This window comes from Streptomyces sp. NPDC045956 (assembly GCF_056430705.1).
The window spans coordinates 657,632-677,208 of sequence record NZ_JBWKKZ010000001.1 but is presented as its reverse complement, the minus strand read 5'-3'; the positions used below and the strand labels follow the sequence as shown (position 1 = coordinate 677,208).

The 19,577-nt window shown below is 72.3% G+C and carries 22 protein-coding genes; 17 read left to right on the top strand and 5 right to left on the bottom strand.

The window, feature by feature from the left end; translation table 11 throughout:
- Positions 1-99: 99 nt before the first annotated feature.
- The 3 genes from AC07FV_RS02920 to AC07FV_RS02910 all read left to right on the top strand — a co-directional run bounded on the left by AC07FV_RS02920 (position 100) and on the right by AC07FV_RS02910 (position 2,985).
- Complete coding sequence (locus AC07FV_RS02920; protein WP_479084188.1) at positions 100-774, top strand: TetR family transcriptional regulator; 675 nt, start codon at positions 100-102, stop codon at positions 772-774.
- Between the two features lie 72 nt (positions 775-846).
- Positions 847-2,055, top strand: coding sequence for an alpha/beta hydrolase (locus AC07FV_RS02915; RefSeq protein WP_479084186.1), 1,209 nt, complete (start codon positions 847-849; stop codon positions 2,053-2,055).
- 75 nt (positions 2,056-2,130) lie between these two features.
- Positions 2,131-2,985 carry a DUF4429 domain-containing protein gene (locus AC07FV_RS02910; protein ID WP_479084184.1) on the top strand — a complete coding sequence of 285 codons (855 nt, stop codon included), beginning with the start codon at positions 2,131-2,133 and terminating at the stop codon, positions 2,983-2,985.
- A gap of 7 nt (positions 2,986-2,992) precedes the next feature.
- Here the strand turns inward: AC07FV_RS02910 and AC07FV_RS02905 are convergent, their stop codons facing one another.
- Together AC07FV_RS02905 and AC07FV_RS02900 are read right to left on the bottom strand one after the other, a co-directional pair.
- A complete protein-coding gene (locus AC07FV_RS02905) occupies positions 2,993-4,009 on the bottom strand; it encodes an aldo/keto reductase (protein WP_479084182.1) in 1,017 nt (338 codons plus the stop codon).
- A complete protein-coding gene (locus AC07FV_RS02900; protein ID WP_479084180.1) occupies positions 4,006-4,494 on the bottom strand; it encodes a MerR family transcriptional regulator in 489 nt (162 codons plus the stop codon). The genes AC07FV_RS02905 and AC07FV_RS02900 overlap by 4 nt, the downstream gene beginning before the upstream one ends.
- Positions 4,495-4,616: 122 nt before the next feature.
- Between AC07FV_RS02900 and AC07FV_RS02895 the strand changes: the two genes are divergently transcribed.
- The 6 genes from AC07FV_RS02895 (at position 4,617) to AC07FV_RS02870 (ending at position 8,444) form a co-directional block, all read left to right on the top strand.
- A complete protein-coding gene (locus AC07FV_RS02895; protein ID WP_479084178.1) occupies positions 4,617-5,084 on the top strand; it encodes a GNAT family N-acetyltransferase in 468 nt (155 codons plus the stop codon).
- 19 nt (positions 5,085-5,103) lie between these two features.
- Positions 5,104-5,925 carry a serine hydrolase domain-containing protein gene (locus AC07FV_RS02890; protein ID WP_479084176.1) on the top strand — a complete coding sequence of 274 codons (822 nt, stop codon included), beginning with the start codon at positions 5,104-5,106 and terminating at the stop codon, positions 5,923-5,925.
- Between the two features lie 154 nt (positions 5,926-6,079).
- Complete coding sequence (locus tag AC07FV_RS02885) at positions 6,080-6,919, top strand: helix-turn-helix domain-containing protein (protein ID WP_479084174.1); 840 nt, start codon at positions 6,080-6,082, stop codon at positions 6,917-6,919.
- Positions 6,888-7,085: a DUF397 domain-containing protein gene (locus tag AC07FV_RS02880; RefSeq protein WP_479084172.1), complete on the top strand. Its 198-nt coding sequence runs from the start codon at positions 6,888-6,890 to the stop codon at positions 7,083-7,085. The genes AC07FV_RS02885 and AC07FV_RS02880 overlap by 32 nt, the downstream gene beginning before the upstream one ends.
- 310 nt (positions 7,086-7,395) lie before the next feature.
- Entirely contained in the window at positions 7,396-8,049 is a 654-nt protein-coding gene (locus AC07FV_RS02875; RefSeq protein WP_479084170.1) for a hypothetical protein, read from the top strand.
- 116 nt (positions 8,050-8,165) lie between these two features.
- Complete coding sequence (locus AC07FV_RS02870; RefSeq protein ID WP_479084169.1) at positions 8,166-8,444, top strand: hypothetical protein; 279 nt, start codon at positions 8,166-8,168, stop codon at positions 8,442-8,444.
- A gap of 19 nt (positions 8,445-8,463) precedes the next feature.
- On the opposite strand, the gene AC07FV_RS02865 is transcribed toward AC07FV_RS02870, so the two are convergent.
- On the bottom strand, positions 8,464-9,123 hold the full coding sequence (locus AC07FV_RS02865; RefSeq protein WP_479084875.1) for a pirin family protein: 660 nt from the start codon (positions 9,121-9,123) through the stop codon (positions 8,464-8,466).
- A 62-nt stretch (positions 9,124-9,185) separates the two neighbouring features.
- Between AC07FV_RS02865 and fasR the strand changes: the two genes are divergently transcribed.
- The 5 genes from fasR (at position 9,186) to AC07FV_RS02840 (ending at position 14,187) form a co-directional block, all read left to right on the top strand.
- Positions 9,186-10,391, top strand: coding sequence for a fatty acid biosynthesis transcriptional regulator FasR (gene fasR / locus AC07FV_RS02860; protein WP_356603047.1), 1,206 nt, complete (start codon positions 9,186-9,188; stop codon positions 10,389-10,391).
- A gap of 89 nt (positions 10,392-10,480) precedes the next feature.
- Positions 10,481-11,410 carry an ACP S-malonyltransferase gene (locus AC07FV_RS02855; RefSeq protein WP_383642014.1) on the top strand — a complete coding sequence of 310 codons (930 nt, stop codon included), beginning with the start codon at positions 10,481-10,483 and terminating at the stop codon, positions 11,408-11,410.
- Between the two features lie 16 nt (positions 11,411-11,426).
- Positions 11,427-12,458, top strand: a complete 1,032-nt coding sequence (locus AC07FV_RS02850) for a ketoacyl-ACP synthase III (protein ID WP_356603051.1) — start codon at positions 11,427-11,429, stop codon at positions 12,456-12,458.
- Between the two features lie 103 nt (positions 12,459-12,561).
- Positions 12,562-12,810 (top strand): acyl carrier protein, encoded by a 249-nt coding sequence (locus tag AC07FV_RS02845; RefSeq protein ID WP_053130192.1) that lies wholly within the window; start codon positions 12,562-12,564, stop codon positions 12,808-12,810.
- 87 nt (positions 12,811-12,897) lie between these two features.
- Complete coding sequence (locus AC07FV_RS02840) at positions 12,898-14,187, top strand: beta-ketoacyl-[acyl-carrier-protein] synthase family protein (RefSeq protein WP_479084167.1); 1,290 nt, start codon at positions 12,898-12,900, stop codon at positions 14,185-14,187.
- Between the two features lie 78 nt (positions 14,188-14,265).
- On the opposite strand, the gene AC07FV_RS02835 is transcribed toward AC07FV_RS02840, so the two are convergent.
- Complete coding sequence (locus AC07FV_RS02835) at positions 14,266-14,760, bottom strand: DUF3145 domain-containing protein (RefSeq protein WP_479084165.1); 495 nt, start codon at positions 14,758-14,760, stop codon at positions 14,266-14,268.
- Positions 14,761-15,016: 256 nt separating this feature from the next.
- On the opposite strand from AC07FV_RS02835, the gene AC07FV_RS02830 reads away from it, so the two are divergent.
- The 3 genes from AC07FV_RS02830 to AC07FV_RS02820 all read left to right on the top strand — a co-directional run bounded on the left by AC07FV_RS02830 (position 15,017) and on the right by AC07FV_RS02820 (position 18,569).
- Positions 15,017-15,931: an SGNH/GDSL hydrolase family protein gene (locus AC07FV_RS02830; protein ID WP_479084163.1), complete on the top strand. Its 915-nt coding sequence runs from the start codon at positions 15,017-15,019 to the stop codon at positions 15,929-15,931.
- A gap of 37 nt (positions 15,932-15,968) precedes the next feature.
- Positions 15,969-16,949: an aldose epimerase family protein gene (locus AC07FV_RS02825; RefSeq protein ID WP_479084161.1), complete on the top strand. Its 981-nt coding sequence runs from the start codon at positions 15,969-15,971 to the stop codon at positions 16,947-16,949.
- Positions 16,950-17,288: 339 nt separating this feature from the next.
- Positions 17,289-18,569 carry a pyroglutamyl-peptidase I gene (locus AC07FV_RS02820; protein ID WP_479084159.1) on the top strand — a complete coding sequence of 427 codons (1,281 nt, stop codon included), beginning with the start codon at positions 17,289-17,291 and terminating at the stop codon, positions 18,567-18,569.
- On the opposite strand, the gene AC07FV_RS02815 is transcribed toward AC07FV_RS02820, so the two are convergent.
- Positions 18,541-19,365, bottom strand: a complete 825-nt coding sequence (locus tag AC07FV_RS02815) for an EI24 domain-containing protein (RefSeq protein WP_479084157.1) — start codon at positions 19,363-19,365, stop codon at positions 18,541-18,543. The genes AC07FV_RS02820 and AC07FV_RS02815 overlap by 29 nt on opposite strands.
- Positions 19,366-19,577 lie beyond the last annotated feature (212 nt).

Below are 19,577 nucleotides of genomic sequence, written 5' to 3'. Positions count from 1 at the left end.
CTAGTCGGTAACTGACATGTCATCTCCCTCTAGCCTGAACTGCGGAAACGACGGCGGGGCAGCATGCCGGCGCCGACCCGAGGAGCGAATCTGTTGAACATGGCGGACACGGCCACCCCACCGGGCCTGCGTGAGCGCAAGAAGCGGCGCACCCGGGACACGCTGCTGCGGTCCGCCCTGGAGCTGTTCACCGACCGGGGCTACGAGGAGACGACCGTCGACGACATCGCCGAGTCGGCCGATGTCTCGCAGCGCACCTTCTTCCGCTACTTCGCCAGCAAGGAGGACGCGGCCTTCTTCGTGGCGCGGCTCGCGGAGTCGCACTTCGTCGAGGCGGTCCGCCGCCGCCCGCCCGGCGAGCCGCCGCCGGCCGCCATGCGCCGGGCGCTCGACGAGAGCTGGGACACCATCGGCGAGGCCGTCGAGCGGCTGGTCCCGCTGGAGCTGCACATGCGCTTCTACCAGGTGATCGAGTCGACACCCGCGCTGCTCGCCGCCCATCTGCGGCGGGCGGCGGAGCTGGAGGAGGAGATCGCCCGGGTCGTCGCCGACCGCGAGAGCCTCGACATCGACGCGGACCCGCGTCCCCGCGTGGTCGTGGCCGTCTTCGGCGCGGTGATCCGGGTGGCGGAACGGATCTGGTCGGCGCGCGGCGACGCCGGCCTCGCGGCGCTGCGCGAGCTGGCCGCCGCCCACCTCGATCAGGTGGAACCCGCGCTCACGGGCGACTGGCGGAGCGCCCACGGGGCCGGACGGGCGGACCCAACCCCGTAGCGCATGATCGAAACGTGATCCGTGTCACTGGATTCCCGCGAGACCGTCCCGTTCTCCTAGTGTGTCCTCCCAGTGACTTCCTTCGACACCTCCCCGCAGCTGAACGTCTGGCGCGCACTGCTCGCCCTGGCCGTGGTGTTCGTGATGCTGGCGACCACCGGCTGGACCGCCCTGCGCAACCAGCGGGGCCCCACGGCCCTCGAAGCGTCGGTCACGGCCTGGGAGCACGGCCGGATCGACGGCCGCCGGCTGCCCGACGCGCAGGCGTCCCCCGCCCGGCTGGCCCGCTTCTTCGCCTCGCTCACCGAGTGGCAGCGCACCAGCCTCGCCCGCCGCTACTCCCTGGCCGTCGGCAACATGAACGGCGCCCCCGTCGACCTGCGCTACCTCGCCAACCGCGCGGCGCTGCGCAAGGCCCGCGCCGTGGAGCGGCTGCGCATGCACGACAAGCGCCTGTCGCTGTCGGGCCAGCACGAGGCCGGCCGGCGTGCGGACCAGTACGAGGCGCTGCTCCGCCGCGACCGGCACATCCTCGCCTTCGATCCGGCGGGTGCGGGCAAGGTCGCCGAGGTCTTCGGCGACCTGGGCCGCGCCGAGCGCGTGTCGGTCGTCGTGCCCGGCGTCGACACCGAGCTGCTCACCTTCCAGCGCACCCACCGCAAGTACTCGGCGCCCGTCGGCATGGCCGAGTCGCTCCACACGGCCGAGCGCGCGGCGAGCCCCGGCACCGACACGGCCGTGATCGCCTGGGCCGACTACACCTCCCCCAGCGGCCTCGGCATGGAGGCGGCCACGGCGATCCGCGCCGAGCACGGGGCCGCCCGGCTGAACGCGCTGCTGCGGGCGCTGCCCGGCCGCGCCCCCGTCTCGCTGTTCTGCCACAGCTACGGCTCGGTGGTGTGCGGCGTCGCCGCCGACGCGCTGCCCCGCCGGGTGACCGACATCGCGGTGGCCGGCAGCCCCGGCATGCGCGTCGAGAAGGCCGCCCAGCTGCACACCTCGGCCCGGGTGTGGGCGATGCGGGACGCCGACGACTGGATCCAGGACGTGCCGTACCTGGAGGTCGGCGGCCTCGGGCACGGCGCCGACCCGGTGTCCCCGGCGTTCGGGGCGCGCCTCCTGTCCGCGCGGGGCGCCCAGGGGCACAGCGGCTACTTCGTGCCGGGCACGGAGAGCCTCCGGAACTTCGCGCAGATCGGCGTTGGCGCATACCCCACGGTCGCCTGCGCCGGCGAGAACGACACATGCCGGGCGGATTTGTCCGCGACGGCGGCGGCCTGACGCGCGTAGAGGCGCAGATACTCCGGTTTGCACGGGGAGGGGACGGAAGTGCTCGTGCCGCATACGATGAGCCGCATGGGTGACGTACTGGCCGGATTTCATGCCGCCTGGGAGTTCGAGTCCGACTCCGTGCTCATCCGCTACGAACGGGGGATTCGGACGCCCAAGCTGTTCCAGGCCCTCGGGGAACGCCGTGTCCCCGTCGAGGCGATCGCCGGGGTGACGCTCACGCCCGGCCGGCGGGGCACCGTCGTGCTGCGCATGGAGTTGCGCCCGGGCGCCGACCCGCTGATGGAGGCGGCGGCCGGGCAGCTGAAGGAGAGCGGTGACCCGTACCGGCTCGTCCTGCCCGCCGAGCGGGAGACGCTCGCGGAGTACTACGCCGACGAGCTGCGCGCCCTGCTGACCGGGTCCGACGAGACGGAGCGGTACCTCGTCGCGGCGCCCGAGGCGCCGCTGCACTTCAAGGCGTACGACGGGAAGGCGTCCTTCGACGGCAAGGCGGTGTCCTTCCGCTGGTCCTGGACGGGCGCCTCGTCGGCGAAGTGGAAGGCCGGCGACCAGAGCTTCCCGGTCGCCGGGCTGGGCGGGGTGGAGTGGCGGTCCCCCGAGGCCTTCGAGGGGTACCTGAGGCTGCTGCCGAGGGAGCCCGCGCCCGTCGCCCCGCAGGCCGACCAGGACCCCGCCTCGGTCGTCTTCGGGCTCGGGTACGGGCCGGTGCACGAGTCGCTGCCGTTCGCCGCCGCGGTGCTGGCGGCGGTGCGGGAGCGGGGCGGGGGCGCCCCGGTGCCGGTGCCGGTCCCGGCGCCCCGGCGCGACCCCGCGGACATCGCCGAGCGGATCCGGCACCTGGGTGAGCTGCACCAGCAGGGGCTGGTCACGGACGAGGAGTTCTCCTCGAAGAAGGCCGAGCTGCTGGCGGAGCTGTGACGCCGCTCTACTCCCGCCCGGCGGACGTGAACGTCATGTCCGCGTACCGGTCGCCCGCGACCTTGCCCGCGATCGGCTCCAGCGCCGCCAGTTCCTCCTCGGTGAGGACGATCCGCGTCGCGCCCGTGTTCTCCTCCACCCGGGCCGGCCTGCGCGTTCCCGGGATCGGGATCACCGGCAGGCCGTGCACCCGGGCCTGCTGCTGGACCCAGGCCAGGGCGATCTGGCCGAGGGTGGCGTCGTGGGCCTCGGCGACCGTGCGGACGGGGTCGAGGAGGGCCGCGTTGGCCGCCGCGTTGTCGCCGGTGAAGCGGGGCTGCTGACGGCGGAAGTCGCCGTCCGTCAGGTCGCGGTCGGCGTGGACGAAGGAGCCGGTGAGGAAGCCCCGGCCGAGCGGCGAGTACGGCACCAGGGCCACGCCCAGCTCGCGGGCGGCCGGCACCACGCCCGCCTCGATGTCCCGGCTGAACAGCGACCACTCCGACTGCACGGCGGCGATCGGGTGCACCGTCTGCGCGGCGCGCAGCTCCGCCCCCGTCACCTCGCTCAGCCCGAGGTGCTTGACCTTGCCCTCGCGGACGAGGTCGGCCATGACGGCGACGGTCTCCTCGACCGGCACGTTCACGTCGCGCCGGTGCATGTAGTAGAGGTCGATGACGTCGACGTCCAGCCGCCGCAGACTCGCCTCGACCGCCTGGCGGACGTACGGCGCGTCGTTGCGGATGATCCGCTTCGTCGGGTCGTCCGGCGGGATCGACAGGGCGAACTTGGTCGCGATGACGACCTCGTCGCGGTGTGCCTTGAAGAACGGCGACAGGAACCGCTCGTTGTCGCCCGCCCCGTACGCGTCCGCCGTGTCGTAGAGCGTGACGCCCAGCTCCAGCGCCCGCTCCAGGGTCGCCCGCGACGCGTCGGCGTCGACGGGACCGTAGGCGAAGCTCATGCCCATGCAGCCCAGGCCCTGGACGCCCACCAGCGGGCCCTGGTCGCCGAGCCGTACCGTCGGGATGCTGTGGTCGGTCATCGGGTCGTCTCCGTTCCGCGGGCGCGGCCCGCGTCCCCGTAGAAGCTGATCTTGCGGTCGAGTACCGCGAGGGTGTCCTGGAGTTCGGCGATGCGCGTCAGCACGTCGCGGCGGGTGGACTCCAGCAGTTCCCGCCGGTCGCGGTAGGTGCCCTCGCCCTCGCGCACCAGCTCCGCGTACCGGACCATGTCGGCGACCGGCATGCCGGTCATGCGCAGCTTGCCGACGAAGTCGAGCCAGTCCAGGTCGCGGTTGCTGTAGCGGCGCTGGCCGGTGTGCGAGCGGTCGATGTGGGACATCAGCCCGATCCGCTCGTACCAGCGCAGCGTGTGGGCCGTCAGGCCGGTGAAGGCGACGACCTCGCTGATGGTGTAGCGGTCCTGCCCGTCGGGGCGGGGGTGGCGCGGGGGCGGGGCGGAGCAGATGTCCGTACCGGTGGCGTTGTTCGGCGCGAGGGTCCTGGCCTTGGTCTCCATCACCGTCATGCACTCCACGCTATGACCTTGGAGTGCACTCCAGGCAAGCGCCCGCGGAAGAGAGCGGGGGTGGGGCGCCGCCGCCGGAAATGGGCAGGACAGCCGACGGGGCGGGTCACTAGCGTGCGGGCATGAGTCCCGTACGCCGTGCCGTGGCCGCCGACGCGGCCGAAGTGCTCCGCCTGCGCCAGGTGATGCTGGACGCGGTGGGCCGCCCGCCCTCCACCGACTGGCACGCCGACTCGCTGCCCGTGCTGCGGGCGCGGCTCGCCGACCCGGACGGCGACTTCGCCGCGTTCGTGGCCGACCACCCGGAGCGGCCGGAGGCGCTGGCGGCGCTGGTGGTGGGCACGGTGGAGTACCGGATCGGGCGGGCCGGCAATCCGCGGGGGCTGACCGGGTACGTCTTCAGCGTCGCCACGGACCCCGGGGCCCGGCGTCGCGGATACGCCCGCGCCTGCATGGAGGCACTGCTGGAGTGGTTCCGCGAGCGGGGCGCCGGGCACGTCATGCTCACCGCGTCCCCGGACGCGGAGCCGCTGTACGCGTCGATGGGCTTCACCCGGGACACCGACCCCTCCATGCGGCTGCACCTGTGACCCGCTTAGGCTCACGGGCATGTCCTTGAAGAGCCTCGCGTCGATCGAGAACTGGCCCGTCCCCACCGCCGCGGCGGGTGCCGTACGCGCCGACGGCACGATCCTGGGCACCCACGGCCCCCTCGCGCACCGCTTCCCCCTCGCCTCGGTCACCAAGCCGCTCGCGGCGTACGCGGCGCTGGTCGCGTACGAGGAGGGTGCCGTGGAGCTGGACGAGCCGGCCGGTCCCCCCGGGTCGACGGTGCGCCACCTGCTGGCGCACACCTCCGGGCTGGCCTTCGACGAGCACCGGGTGACCGCCCCGCCCGGGGAGCGGCGGCTGTACTCCAACGCCGGTTTCGAGCAGCTCGGCGACCACATCGCGAAGGCGGCGGACATGTCGTTCGCCGAGTACGCGCGGCAGGCGGTGCTGGAGCCGCTGGGCATGACGTCCACGACGCTGGACGGCTCCCCGGCTAAGGACGGCGTCTCCACGGTGGAGGACCTGCTCCGCTTCGCCGCCGAGGTCCAGGCCCCGCGCCTGCTGGACCCGCGCACGGTCGCCGAGGCGATGACGGTGCAGTACCCGGGCCGCAAGGGCGTGCTGCCGGGCTACGGCCACCAGAACCCCAACGACTGGGGCCTCGGCTTCGAGATCCGCGACGGGAAGTCCCCCCACTGGACGGGCGCCGCCTCCTCGCCCCGCACCTTCGGCCACTTTGGCCAGTCGGGCACGTTCCTGTGGATCGACCCGGACGCCGGACTCGCCTGCGTGGCCCTGACCGACCGCGCCTTCGGCCCGTGGGCGGTCGAGACGTGGCCGCCGTTCACGGACGCGGTGCTGGCGGAGGTGCGGGGCTGAGGCGTCACGCCGTACGGCGACGGGCGGACCAGTTACACGGTTCACACCACAGAGGATGACGCGCTCCGCATACGCTCGACTACACAGAGGGACGAACGTCTCCGAACGTTGCCGCCCGCCCCGCCCGTAGTCCCGGAGTGAGTGAGGTACCGCAGTGGCCCACATCCAGTCCCTCGACCCGACCGCCTCCCCGCTCGACTACTACGGCTGGGAGCTGCGCCGCCAACGCGAGGCCCACGGCCTCAACCAGGCCCAGCTCGGCGAGATCATCTTCTGCACCGGCTCACTGGTCGGCCAGATCGAGACCACGAGGAAGGTCCCGACCAGGGACTTCTCCGAACGGGTCGACGCCGCCCTCGGCACGGACGGCCTCTTCTCCCGCCTGATCGGCCTGGTGCTGCGCAGCCAACTGCCCACGTGGTTCCAGCCGTACGCGGAGATGGAGGCGAAGGCGACGTACATCTCCACGTACCAGGCGCAGTTGGTGTACGGGCTGGTGCAGACGGAGGAGTACGCGCGGGCGGTGCTGGACGTGGAGCACCGGGGCAACGTGGACGAGATGGTCGCCGCCCGGATGGAGCGTCAGCGCATCCTCCTGCGCCACCGGCCGCCCGCCCTGTGGGTCGTCCTGGACGAGGCCGCCCTGCTGCGGGAGATCGGCGGCCGGGACGTGATGCGCGGGCAACTCGCCCGCCTGTTGGACTACGCGACCGCGCCCTGGGTGCAGATCCAGGTCCTGCCGCTGACCTCGGGCCAACACACGGGCATGATGGGGACGTTCACTCTTCTGCGGTTCGACACCGACCCCGACCTCTTCTACAAGGACGGCTACGACCAAGGCCACATGACCGCCAGCCCAGAGGTGATCAAGGAACGCTCGTTCGGCTACGCTCGACTGCAAGCCTCAGCCCTCTCCCCCGAGGACTCGGTGAGACTGATCACCCGCGTGATGGAGGAACGCTATGCGACCCCGCACAGCACTGAGCAACGTTGAGTGGCGCAGGTCCAGCTACAGCGGAAGCAACGGCGGTGAGTGCGTCGAGGTCGCCGAGGGCCACGCCACCGACTCCGTTCCCGTGCGGGACAGCAAGAACCCGGCCGGGCCAGTCGTCACCGTCGGTGCGCACGCCTGGCGGGCGTTCGTCCAGGGCCTGCGGTAGGCAGTCCGAGCCCTGCGGATACCGCCGTTACGAGGGGCGCGTTCCGGTCAATCCCCGTCTGTCGTCCACGCATGCCGGGACAGCACCTCCCGGCAGGTGACACACAGGATCCACAGGGGATTTTCACTCCTTCTCCATGATCGCGTTTCAGTCGAGCACGGTTCGCGATCTTGTGACGTGATCATGTCGCATGCCTAGGGTGCCCCGTCGCGCCGGCCGGGGATCCCTGCCCTCCGGCTGGATCAAGTGCGCCCAGAAGATCGCCCCGGGAGGCGCGAGCGGCAGCGCGAGCGGCTGCGCCTGGGCCCTGGTGGACGTCGCGAGCCTGTTCGCAGGCAAGATCCTCAGGCCTATCGCGGACGCGGTCAAGGCGCTCGACGCCGCCGCGAAGACCGGTGTCCGCTTCACCGACGCCTACAAGGCCCTGCGTGCACTCAACCTGCCCGAAGCGGCCGTCGCAGGCATCACCAGAGCGTCCTTCCAGCAGCTTCGGGCTCTGTGCCTCAAAGGCAACCCGACTGCCAAGGCACGCGGTCCCAGGCCCGCTGAGGCACTCTCGGGCGATACTGCCGTCCTCGCTCGTAGTATCAACTGCCCCACCTACATCGACGTCTACCCGAGCGGACTTGGGATCGTCGCTGATATCGACAAGGACGGCCTCGTCTCGTTCGTCATCAAGGCGGGCAAGGACACGCCAAGAGGCAGTGAGATGCGTAACGCCGCACTTGCCCACTTCGGCAGCCATGTGAAGGGAGTCAAGGCGTACTGGCAGAACGGCGGTGACCTGAGCGACGACCTCGACTCCTTCAACGCCGCCGTCCGAGGCGGCGCTTCACTCGAAGAGGCGGCACTGGCTACGTTCACCGGAAAGATGTCTCAGAGAGCGGGATACCCCCATGTGGAGATAACTGAGCTCCGAGGCATGCCGGGCCATTACACGAACGTGGGAGCGGCGTTCAGGTAACAAGTTGCCGATCACGGGTTGCCACACGTGCGCCGGGGTGGGCTCCCTCGGGAGGAGCCCACCCCGGCGCACTTCGGAAGCACCAAAGGTGCACACGAGGAGGGGCTGAGTCCAGGATGAACGAAGTGGAGAAGGTTGCAGGCGAGCTACAGGCGGCTCACGCAGAAGGGATGGACGCGGTCGATCTTGCTCTGCTCTCCCGAGAGAGCCTGGGAGCGACATTCGGCGTCATCTCATTCATCGCCGTCTTCCGTCACGCGTTCGCCATCCCGCTCCCCGTGTTGCAGCGTGCCCAGGCATGGGAGCGATTCGGTTGGGGAGGCACGCACATCACTGACGAGGAGTTTCGTGCCGTCCTTTCACCATGGCTGACACGACAGCAGCAGGACGACTGAGTCCAGGTCACCGACGTCCTCAAGGACCCTTCGCCATCTCCCACACCAGCACCTCCGCCCGTGTCACCGCCACCGCGTCCAGCGCCTCGGCGTCCGTGACGCGGGCCGCGTCGCCCGCGTTCAGGGTCTCCCCGCCCAGCGTCACCTCGCCCCGCACCACGTGCACGTACACGTACGCCCCGTCCGGCACCGCCGTCCGCTCGCCCGCTGCCAGGCGGCGGACGTGGAGCATCGCGCCGGCCTCGGGGACGGCGTACGGGGTGGAGTCGGCGATGCCGCGGACGATGTCGTAGGCGGGGTCGCCGCCGGGGGTGAGCGGGGCCAGCCACATCTGGACGAAGGTCAGGGGCGCGGGGCCGTCGTTGCGCTCGACGTGGCGGACGCCGGCCGCGGAGCTGAGGCGCTGGACGTCGCCGGCGCGGACGACCGTCTCGTGGCCGGCGGTGTCGCGGTGGGTCAGCTCGCCCTCCACCACCCACGTGACGATCTCGGTGTGGCTGTGCGGGTGCTCGTCGAAGCCGGCGCCGGGGGCCAGACGCTCCTCGTTGCAGGCGAGCAGGGCGCCGAAGCGGAGGTTGTCGGGGTCGTAGTGGGGGCCGAAGGAGAAGGCGTGGCGGGAGACGATCCCGGCTGCCGGATCACCGCCCGGGAAGCGCTCGTCGGCGCGGCGTACGTCCATCACGTCGTTCACCGTAGCCCCGGCGGCACACCCGCCCGTCCCGATAAGGCAGTCTTGTCCCCGTGCCCGAACCCGAAACCGGCAAGCCCGACGCCCCCACCCGGCCCGTCCACTCGCACACCGCGACCCTGAAGCGGCTGGAGCAGTCCGCCGGATCGCTCGCCGCGCAGGCCATCGCGCGGATGGACGAGACACTGCCGTGGTACCGGGCCATGCCACCGGAGAACCGTTCCTGGATCGGGCTGGTCGCCCAGGCGGGCATCGCCGCCTTCACCGAGTGGTTCCGGCACCCGGACGCCCCGCAGGCCATCTCCACCGACGTCTTCGGCACCGCGCCGCGCGAGCTGACCCGGGCCATCACGCTGCGGCAGACCGTGGAGATGGTGCGGACGACGATCGAGGTCATGGAGTCCGCGATCGACGAGGTCGCCGCTCCCGGGGACGAGTCGGTCCTGCGCGAGGCGCTGCTGGTGTACGCCCGGGAGATCGCCTTCGCGACCGCCCAGGTCTACGCGCAGGCCGCCGAGGCACGCGGTGCCTGGGACGCGCGGCTGGAGTCGCTGGTCGTGAACGCCGTGCTCAGCGGCGAGGCCGACGAGGGGGCCGTGTCGCGGGCCGCCGCCCTCGGGTGGAACTCCCCCGAGCACGTGTGCGTGGTGCTGGGCACGGCCCCCGACGGCGACTCCGAGCTGACCGTGGAGGCCATCCGGCGCGCGGCCCGGCACGCCAAGCTCCAGGTGCTGACCGGGGTGCTCGGGGACCGGCTGGTGGTGATCGCGGGGGGCAGCGACAACCCCCTCGCGGTGGCCAAGTCGCTGATCGGGCCGTTCGCCCAGGGCGCGGTCGTGGCCGGTCCCGTGGTGCCGGACCTGCTGGCCGCGACCCGGTCCGCGCAGGCCGCCGCCGCCGGGCTCAAGGCGTGCACCGCCTGGCAGGACGCCCCCCGCCCCGTGCTGGCCGACGATCTGCTGCCGGAGCGCGCCATCGCCTCCGACCCCTCGGCCCGCGAGCAGTTGGTGGAGGAGATCTACAGACCGCTGGAGGAGGCCGGTGCAGCCTTGCTCGAGACGCTCAGCGTCTATCTCGAACAGGCGAGCAGTCTCGAAGGCGCCGCCCGGATGCTCTTCGTTCACCCGAACACCGTGCGCTACCGGCTCCGACGTGTGACTGACGTCACCGGATGGTCACCCTCTGATGTACGGTCTGCGTTCACACTGCGGATCGCGCTCATCCTGGGGCGTCTGGCCGATGGAGATCCGCAACTCTAAGCTTTTGTCGGGGGTCCACAAAACCCCCTCCCGTTCTTCGTCCCTGTCCCCACGGGCGGCCGTGGCCGTCCTCAAGAGAGAGTGTGAGAGTGCTCGTACTCGTCGCTCCCGGCCAGGGCGCCCAGACGCCCGGCTTCCTGACTGACTGGCTCGCCCTGCCCGGCGCCGCTGACCGCGTCGCCGCCTGGTCCGACGCCATTGGACTCGATCTCGCCCACTACGGCACCAAGGCCGACGCGGACGAGATCCGAGACACGTCCGTGGCACAGCCGCTGCTCGTGGCGGCCGGCATCCTCTCCGCCGCGGCACTCGGTGACATCGCCGACCTCGCGCCCGGCGCCGTCGCCGGCCACAGCGTCGGCGAGTTCACGGCCGCCGCCTTCGCGGGCGTCCTCGACGACACGGCCGCGGTGTCCCTCGTACGCCGTCGGGGCCTGGCGATGGCCGAGGCCGCCGCCGTCACCGAGACCGGCATGTCCGCGCTGCTCGGCGGCGACCCCGAGGTGAGCGTCGCGCACCTGGAGAAGCTCGGCCTGACCCCGGCGAACATGAACGGCGCCGGTCAGATCGTGGCCGCCGGCACCATGGAGCAGCTGGCCGCGCTGAGCGAGGACAAGCCCGAGGGCGTGCGCAAGGTCGTCGCGCTGAAGGTGGCCGGCGCCTTCCACACGCAGCACATGGCGCCCGCGGTCGACAAGCTCGCCGAGGCCGCGAAGGCGCTGACGCCGGCCGACCCCAAGGTGACGTACGTCTCCAACAAGGACGGACAGGCCGTCGCCTCCGGTGCCGAGGTGCTGGAGCGGCTGGTCGGCCAGGTCGCCAACCCGGTCCGCTGGGACCGTTGCATGGAGACGTTCCAGGAGCTGGGCGTCACCGCGCTGATCGAGGTGTGCCCCGGTGGCACGCTCACCGGGCTGGCCAAGCGCGCGCTGCCGGGCGTGAAGACGCTGGCCCTGAAGTCCCCCGCCGATCTCGACGCGGCCCGCGAGCTCGTCGCCGAGCACGCCCAGCAGGCCTGACAAGGAGCGCGAGAGCATGTCGAAGATCAAGCCCAGCAAGGGCGCCCCGTACGCGCGCATCCTCGGCGTCGGCGGTTACCGCCCGACGCGGGTGGTGCCGAACGAGGTGATCCTCGAGAAGATCGACTCGTCCGACGAGTGGATCCGCTCGCGCTCCGGCATCGAGACGCGGCACTGGGCCTCGCCCGAGGAGACCGTCGCGGCGATGTCGATCGAGGCCTCCGGCAAGGCCATCGCGGACGCCGGGATCGCCGCCTCGCAGATCGGCGCGGTGGTGGTCTCGACCGTGTCGCACTTCAGCCAGACCCCGGCCGTCGCGACCGAGATCGCGGACAAGCTGGGCACGGACAAGGCCGCCGCCTTCGACATCTCGGCGGGCTGCGCGGGCTTCGGTTACGGCCTGACCCTCGCCAAGGGCATGGTCGTCGAGGGCTCGGCGGAGTACGTCCTGGTCATCGGCGTGGAGCGGCTCTCCGACCTGACCGACCTGGAGGACCGGGCCACGGCCTTCCTCTTCGGCGACGGCGCGGGCGCGGTCGTGGTCGGCCCCTCCCAGGAGCCGGCGATCGGCCCGACCGTCTGGGGCTCGGAGGGCGACAAGTCCGAGACGATCAAGCAGACGGTCTCCTGGGACCGGTTCGCGATCGGCGACGTCTCCGAGCTGCCCCTCGACAGCGAGGGCAACGTGAAGTTTCCTGCGATCACGCAGGAGGGCCAGGCGGTGTTCCGCTGGGCCGTGTTCGAGATGGCGAAGGTCGCCCAGCAGGCGCTGGACGCGGCCGGGATCAGCCCGGACGACCTGGACGTCTTCATCCCGCACCAGGCCAACGTGCGGATCATCGACTCGATGGTGAAGACACTGAAGCTGCCGGAGCACGTCATGGTCGCCCGTGACATCCGCACCACCGGCAACACCTCGGCCGCCTCGATCCCGCTCGCGATGGAGCGGCTCCTGGCGACCGGCGAGGCGAAGAGCGGCGACACCGCGCTCGTCATCGGCTTCGGGGCGGGTCTCGTCTACGCCGCGACGGTCGTTACCCTCCCCTAGGCACTCCGTGCCGGATCATCCGGTCCGGGACGGAGACCAGCACCAACCCGCCGCCGACGCGGCGGGCCGCCACACCCTCTGGAAACTACGAAGGAGCGCCATCATGGCCGCCACTCAGGAAGAGATCGTCGCCGGTCTCGCCGAGATCGTGAACGAGATCGCCGGCATCCCGGTTGAGGACGTCCAGCTGGACAAGTCCTTCACCGACGACCTGGACGTCGACTCGCTGTCCATGGTCGAGGTCGTCGTCGCCGCCGAAGAGCGCTTCGACGTCAAGATCCCGGACGAGGACGTCAAGAACCTCAAGACGGTCGGCGACGCGACCAACTACATCCTCAAGAACCAGGGCTGATCCACCGATCACCGTCCTGGGCTGACTGCCCCGCCACCCGGCGGTGGCGCCGTACGAATCCCGTATCCCGTTGGAGAAAGAATTCCCGTGAGCTCGACCAATCGCACCGTGGTCGTCACCGGTATCGGCGCAACCACACCGCTGGGTGGCGACGCAGCCTCTACCTGGGAAGGCCTGGTCGCCGGCAAGTCCGGCGTCAAGCCCCTGGAGCAGGAGTGGGCCGCCGACCAGGCGGTCCGCATCGCCGCACCGGTCGCCGTGGACCCCTCCGAGGTCATCCCGCGGCCCCAGGCCCGCCGCCTGGACCGCTCGGCCCAGTTCGCGCTGATCGCGGCGCAGGAGGCCTGGAAGGACGCCGGTTACTCCGGCAAGGCGGGCGAGAGCCCCGCCGAGGAGGGGGCGGCCCAGGTCGACCCCGACCGTCTCGGCGCGGTCATCGCCTCCGGCATCGGTGGCGTGACGACCCTCCTCGACCAGTACGACGTGCTGAAGGAGAAGGGCGTCCGCCGCGTCTCCCCGCACACCGTCCCCATGCTGATGCCCAACGGTCCCTCCGCCAACGTGGGCCTGGCCGTGGGCGCCCGGGCGGGCGTGCACACGCCGGTCTCCGCCTGCGCGTCGGGCGCCGAGGCCATCGGCTACGCCATCGAGATGATCCGCACCGGCCGCGCCGACGTCGTCGTCGCGGGTGGCACGGAGGCGGCGATCCACCCGCTGCCCATCGCCGCGTTCGGCAACATGATGGCGATGTCCAAGAACAACGACGACCCGCAGGGCGCCTCCCGCCCCTTCGACACGGGCCGTGACGGTTTCGTCCTCGGTGAGGGCGCCGGCGTCCTCGTCCTGGAGTCCGCCGAGCACGCCGAGGCCCGCGGTGCCCGCGTCTACGCGGAGGCGGTCGGCCAGGGCATCTCCGCCGACAGCCACGACATCGTGCAGCCGGAGCCGGAGGGCCGCGGCATCTCGCACGCCCTCCAGAACCTGCTGGACCGCACCGACCTGGACCCGGCCGAGATCGTGCACGTCAACGCGCACGCCACCTCGACGCCGGCCGGTGACATCGCCGAGCTGAAGGCGCTGCGCAAGGTCCTCGGCGACGACGTGGACCACATGGCGGTCTCCGGCACCAAGTCGATGACCGGTCACCTCCTCGGTGGTGCCGGCGGCGTCGAGTCCGTCGCGACGGTGCTCGCCCTGTACCACCGGGTGGCCCCGCCGACCATCAACGTCGACAACCTCGACCCCGAGGCCGAGGCCGCGGCGGACATCGTCCGCGGCGAGGCCCGCAAGCTGCCCGTCGAGGGCCGGATCGCCGCGCTGAACGACTCGTTCGGCTTCGGCGGACACAACGTGGTGCTGGCCTTCCGCACGGTCTGAGCCGCCCTCGTACGCACGGGAAGGGCCCCCACCGGCCGGTGGGGGCCCTTCCCGTGCGTGGGCGGCGTACGTCGGCGGTCAGACCACCTGGTGGAGCCAGCGGACCGGGGCGCCCTCGCCCGCGTGGCGGAAGGACTCCAGTTCGTCGTCCCAGGGCTTGCCGAGGAGTCTCGCGATGTCGGACTCCAGGTCGGTCTCGCCGCTCCGGGAGCGGACCAGGGCGGCGCGCAGCCGGTCCTCGGGGACGAGGATGTCGCCGTGGATGCCGGTGACGGCGTGGAAGATGCCGAGGTCGGGGGTGCAGCTGTAGCGCTCGCCCTCCGCGTTCGCGGACGGTTCCGCGGTGACCTCGAAGCGCAGCAGCTGCCAGCCGCGCAGCGCGGAGGCGAGCTGGGAGGCGGTGCCGGCCCGGCCCTGCCAGGAGAACTCCGAGCGCCAGGTGCCGGGCGCGGCGGGCTGCCGGATCCAGTCCAGGCTCACGCGCGTCCCGAGCACCCCGGCGACGGCCCACTCGACGTGCGGGCACAGCGCGCGCGGCGCGGAGTGCACGTACAGAACTCCACGTGTCGTCACCGGAACCTCCGGGCTGAGCGGGACATCTCGGAACGGGCGGAACGGCTGTGGCCGGGCGGGCCACGTGAGGCCGAGGCTACCGTGCGCCGGGGCGCGGAGTGTGACGTACCGTCGGTCCCGGTGCCGACAAACCCCGGGTATTCACCCAGTAGGACGCTTGTACGGGTGTGAGCCGTTGCATCGCCGCTCGCGGGAACCCCCGCGCGGTGTCATGGGTTGAGGACACTGGAGGCACGAGGCGAGGGGTGGGAGCCACATGGGTCAGGGGTCGGAGCAGGGTGCGCGGCGTGTCCGGCGCCGTTCGCGTGCCGTGCTCGCCGTGCTGGCGGCCGCCGTCCTCGGCGTGACGGGCTGCGACGCCGTGGGCGGCGACGCCTCCCCCGGCCCGTCCGCCTCGGCCTCGAAGCGGACGCGTCCGGCCCCCGTCTGGGACACCAGCCCCGCGTCGGTCGCCGCCGTGGGGGACTCCATCACGCGCGGCTTCGACGCCTGCACGGTCCTGTCCGACTGTCCCGAGGTCTCGTGGGCGACCGGCAGCAGCGCCGAGGTCGACAGCCTCGCGGTGCGGCTGCTCGGGCGGTCCGGGGCGGCCGGGCGGAGTTGGAACTACGCGGTCACCGGGTCCCGGATGGAGGACCTGCCCGGGCAGATGACGCGGGCGGCGGCGCGCGGCCCGCAGCTCGTCGCGGTGATGGTCGGGGCGAACGACGCCTGCCGCGCCACCACCTCGGCGATGACCCCGGTGGCGGACTTCCGGGACCGGTTCGAGGAGGCCATGGCCACCCTGCGCGCGAAACTGCCGAAGGCCCAGGTGTACGTGGCGAGCATCCCGGACCTCAAGCGGCTGTGGTCCGAGGGGCGCACCAATCCGCTGGGCAAGCAGGTGTGGAAGCTGGGCCTGTGCCCCTCGATGCTGGGTGACGCGGACGCCACGGACGCGGCGGCGACGCAGCGCCGCAACACCGTGCGGGACCGGGTGCGGGCCTACAACGACGTACTGCGGGACGTCTGCGCGAAGGACCGCCGGTGCCGCACCGACGGCGGTGCGGTGCACGAGTTCCGTTTCGGCACCGACCAGTTGAGCCGCTGGGACTGGTTCCACCCGAGCGTGAGCGGCCAGGCCCGGCTGGCGGAGATCGCGTACCGCGCGGTGACCGCGAAAAAACCCTGAAACCGCCCTGACCTGCGGGTGTCCTAGAGTTCCGCACATGAACGAACTCTTCGGCACACTTTCCGACGGCACCCCGGTCCACCGCTGGACCCTGGAGCGGGCCGGAGTACGGGTCCGGGTCCTGTCGTACGGCGGGATCGTGCAGTCGGCCGAGATCCCCGACCGGGACGGCCACGCCGCCGACGTGGTGCTGGGGTTCGCGGACCTGGACGGCTATCTGGCCCATCCGGGGCCCTACTTGGGCGCGCTCGTCGGGCGGTACGCCAACCGGATCGCGGGCGGCCGCTTCCCGCTGGACGGGCGGACGTACGCGACGGTGTGCAACGAGGGGCCGAACTCGCTGCACGGCGGCGAGCGGGGCTTCGACAAGCGCGTGTGGGACGTGGAGCCCCTCGGGGACGGCGGGCACGGCATCCGGCTCAGCCGGGTCAGCCCGGACGGCGAGGAGGGCTTCCCCGGCCGGGTGGAGATCGCGACGACGTACACGCTGGACGGGTCGGGTGCGCTGCGGATCGCCTACGAGGCGGTGACGGACGCGCCGACCGTGCTGAACCCGACCAACCACAGCTACTTCAACCTCGCCGGTTCCGGCCACGCGGGCGGCCACGAGCTGCGGCTGGCCGCCTCCCGGATCACGCCGGTCGACGCCGCCCTGATCCCGACGGGCGAACTGCGGGACGTGACGGGCACGCGCTTCGACTTCCGGCGGGCGCGCGAGGTCGGTTCGGGCTTCGACCACAACTTCGTCCTGGACAAGGGGGTGACGGACACCGCCGTGGAGGTCGCCGAGCTGTCCGACCCCGTGTCGGGGCGGGTGCTCACGGTGTCGACGACCGAGCCGGGCCTCCAGCTCTACACCGCCGACCACCTGGGCGAGCCCTTCGCGCCCGGTGCGGGCGTCGCGCTGGAGACGCAGCACTTCCCGGACTCCCCGAACCGGCCGGAGTTCCCCGGCACGGTGCTGCGGCCGGGTGAGGTGTTCCGCTCGGAGACGGTGTACGCCTTCTCGGCGCGGTGACCGGTGACCGATGACCGATGACCGCGGGCCGGCCCGGCGAGCCCCGGCCCGGCCGTCAGGTTCCGGGCCGGGGCTGTTCGCGGGGGGACGCCGTCTGGAGACGTCCCGGTTCAGACGGTAATCGTCGCGGTGATCCCACGGTCCGCGATCGGGCGTCCGATCACGAGTTCGTACGAACCCTTCACAAACGCCCACGAGCCGGTCGGCCCCGCCCCGGACCCCGTGCCGGGGCCTTCGAGGCCGCCCACCAAGCCGTGCCGTAGCGCACGCCCCTCCCGTCACGCGATACTGCCGCCGTCCGGCAGCGCACCCCACGGCGACGGAAGGACCTGGACTCCCTTGACACACATACGCGTTCGGACCGGCGTACTCGGACTGGCCCTGGTGGCGGGGCTGGTGGCCCCGGCGACGGCCACGGCGGCTCCTCCGGACCCCTCCCCCGTGTCCGCCCCCACCGTCGAGGAACGGCGCCTCGACGGGGAGGTGCCCCGCGAGATCCTGCGGCGCTCCGGGTTCGACGGGGTGACGCCGGCGTTCGCCCGCGTACTCGACCGGGCGGACTCCTACCGGAAGGCCCGCCGGGTCGTCGCCCGCGAGGGCACCGCGCTGTGGCGGCGGGCCGTGGACCGGGCGCAGGGGCGCGGGCCGGCGCGCGGGGACCTCAGCCGCGACGACGACCGCCCGCTGTACTGGGCGCGGCTCGGGATGACGCGGGAACTGCGCGCCTGGGCACCCGGCTTCCGGCTGTCCGAGGGACGGCGGGCGGCGCTGCTCGACGTGCTGGAGCGGGCCTCCCGCGGCCAGAGCGATCTGCGCCTGCCCCGCGGTGAGCGGGACGAGGGCGTCGAGCGGGTCCTGCTGACCGGCTTCGACCCCTTCACCCTCGACCGTGACATCCGGATCTCCAACCCCTCCGGCGCCACCGCGCTCGCCCTGGACGGCACGGTGATCGACACGCCGGACGGGCCCGCGCGCGTGGAGACGGCCGTGTTCCCGGTGCGCTGGCGGGACTTCGCCGAGGGGACGGTGGAGCGGGCGCTGCGGCCGTACCTGCCACGGGTGGACCTGTTCACGACCGTGAGCCAGGGGCGGGTCGGGCGCTTCGACGTGGAGCGGACCAACGGGGCCTGGCGGGGCGGCTTCGCGGACAACGAGAACGTCTCCCGCACGGAGACGGTGCCCGTCACCGACCCGTCCACGCAGCCGCAGTGGACGACGACCACGCTGCCCCACGAGGCGATCACGGCCGCGGACACCGGGCGCTTCCCCGTGTACGACAACACGAGCGTCACCGAGATCCCGGCGGGCGGCACCGAGCCGGTCGTACGGCCCGAGGGGCCCACTCCGGGGTCGACGGCCCGCGCGGGGGGCGGCGGGGACTACCTGTCCAACGAGATCGCCTACCGGGCCACGCTGCTGCGGGACCGGCTCGGGCTGCGCGGCACGCTGCCGGGCGGGCACGTGCACACCCCGGTGCTGCAGTTCGGCGCCGGGAACACCGATCCGGCGACCGGGGCGGTCACCGATCCCGCGTTCGTGCGCAACCGGCTGGACATCGTGGCGCAGGTGCGGGCGATCGTGGCCGCGGCGGTCAGTGCGCCGGGGCCGGACCGGGGCTGACCACCGGGTCCGTGGAGCCGCCGTCGGAGCGGTCGTCGTCGCCGTCGCGGGTCTCCTCGCCCAGCAGCTCACGGGCGAGGAGGGTGGCGCCGGCGACCGCGCCCGGCATCAGGAAGACCGCGACGAACGGCACCAGGAAGGCCACGCCGAGCGGCGTGCCGAAGCCCCAGACCAGCCTCTTGCGGGAGCGCAGGAGGGCGAGGCGGTCGCGGAGCTGGACCCCGCGGCGCTGGAGGGCGACGGAGGTCAGTTCCTCGGTGAGGAAGAAGCCGGTGACGAAGAACCCGATCACCGGGACCACCGTCTGCCCGATGAGCGGGATGAAACCGAGGGCGAAGAGCAGCACGCCCCATCCGAGGGCACGGACCAGGATCCGGAGGCTGTCGCGGCCCGAGATCCACAGCTCGCGCAGGAGCGGCAGGTTCGACTCGGGAGCGGTGCCGTCCGGGGAGACGTCGCGGTCGACCCGTTCGGAGAGGCTCTCGTAGAACGGCTGGCCCACCAGCAGCGTGACGGCGGTGAAGGTGAGGACGGCCAGCAGCAGGGCGAGGGCGAACAGGACGGCGGTGAGGAAGCCGCGGAAGAGTCCGGCCCAGGGGCTGGACCAGTCGTCGGCGAACGGGGTCGCCCAGGCCACGAAGTCGGTGCCCCACAGGGCCAGTCCGACCAGTGCCGCCGCGTACAGGACCAGGGTGATCAGACCCGGCAGGAGGCCGAAGCCGTAGCTCCTGCCGTGCCGGGCCACCCATCGCTGGCCCTTCAGAAGGTGACCGAAACCCGCCCCGAGATCGCGCATGGGCGGAACTCTACCGGGCACCTTCGGGGCGCCCTCGCCGCGATGGAGTCGCACCCGTACCGGGCCGCACCGGGTCGCTGAGCGCGCGGACGGCCGCGGGGGGGGGGAAAGGGGGGGGGGGGGGGGGGGGGGGGGTGGGGGGGGGTGGGGGGGGGGGGGGAGGGGGGAAGGGAGGGAGGGTTGTGCGGAGGTATCCCGTTTGGGGGGTGGCG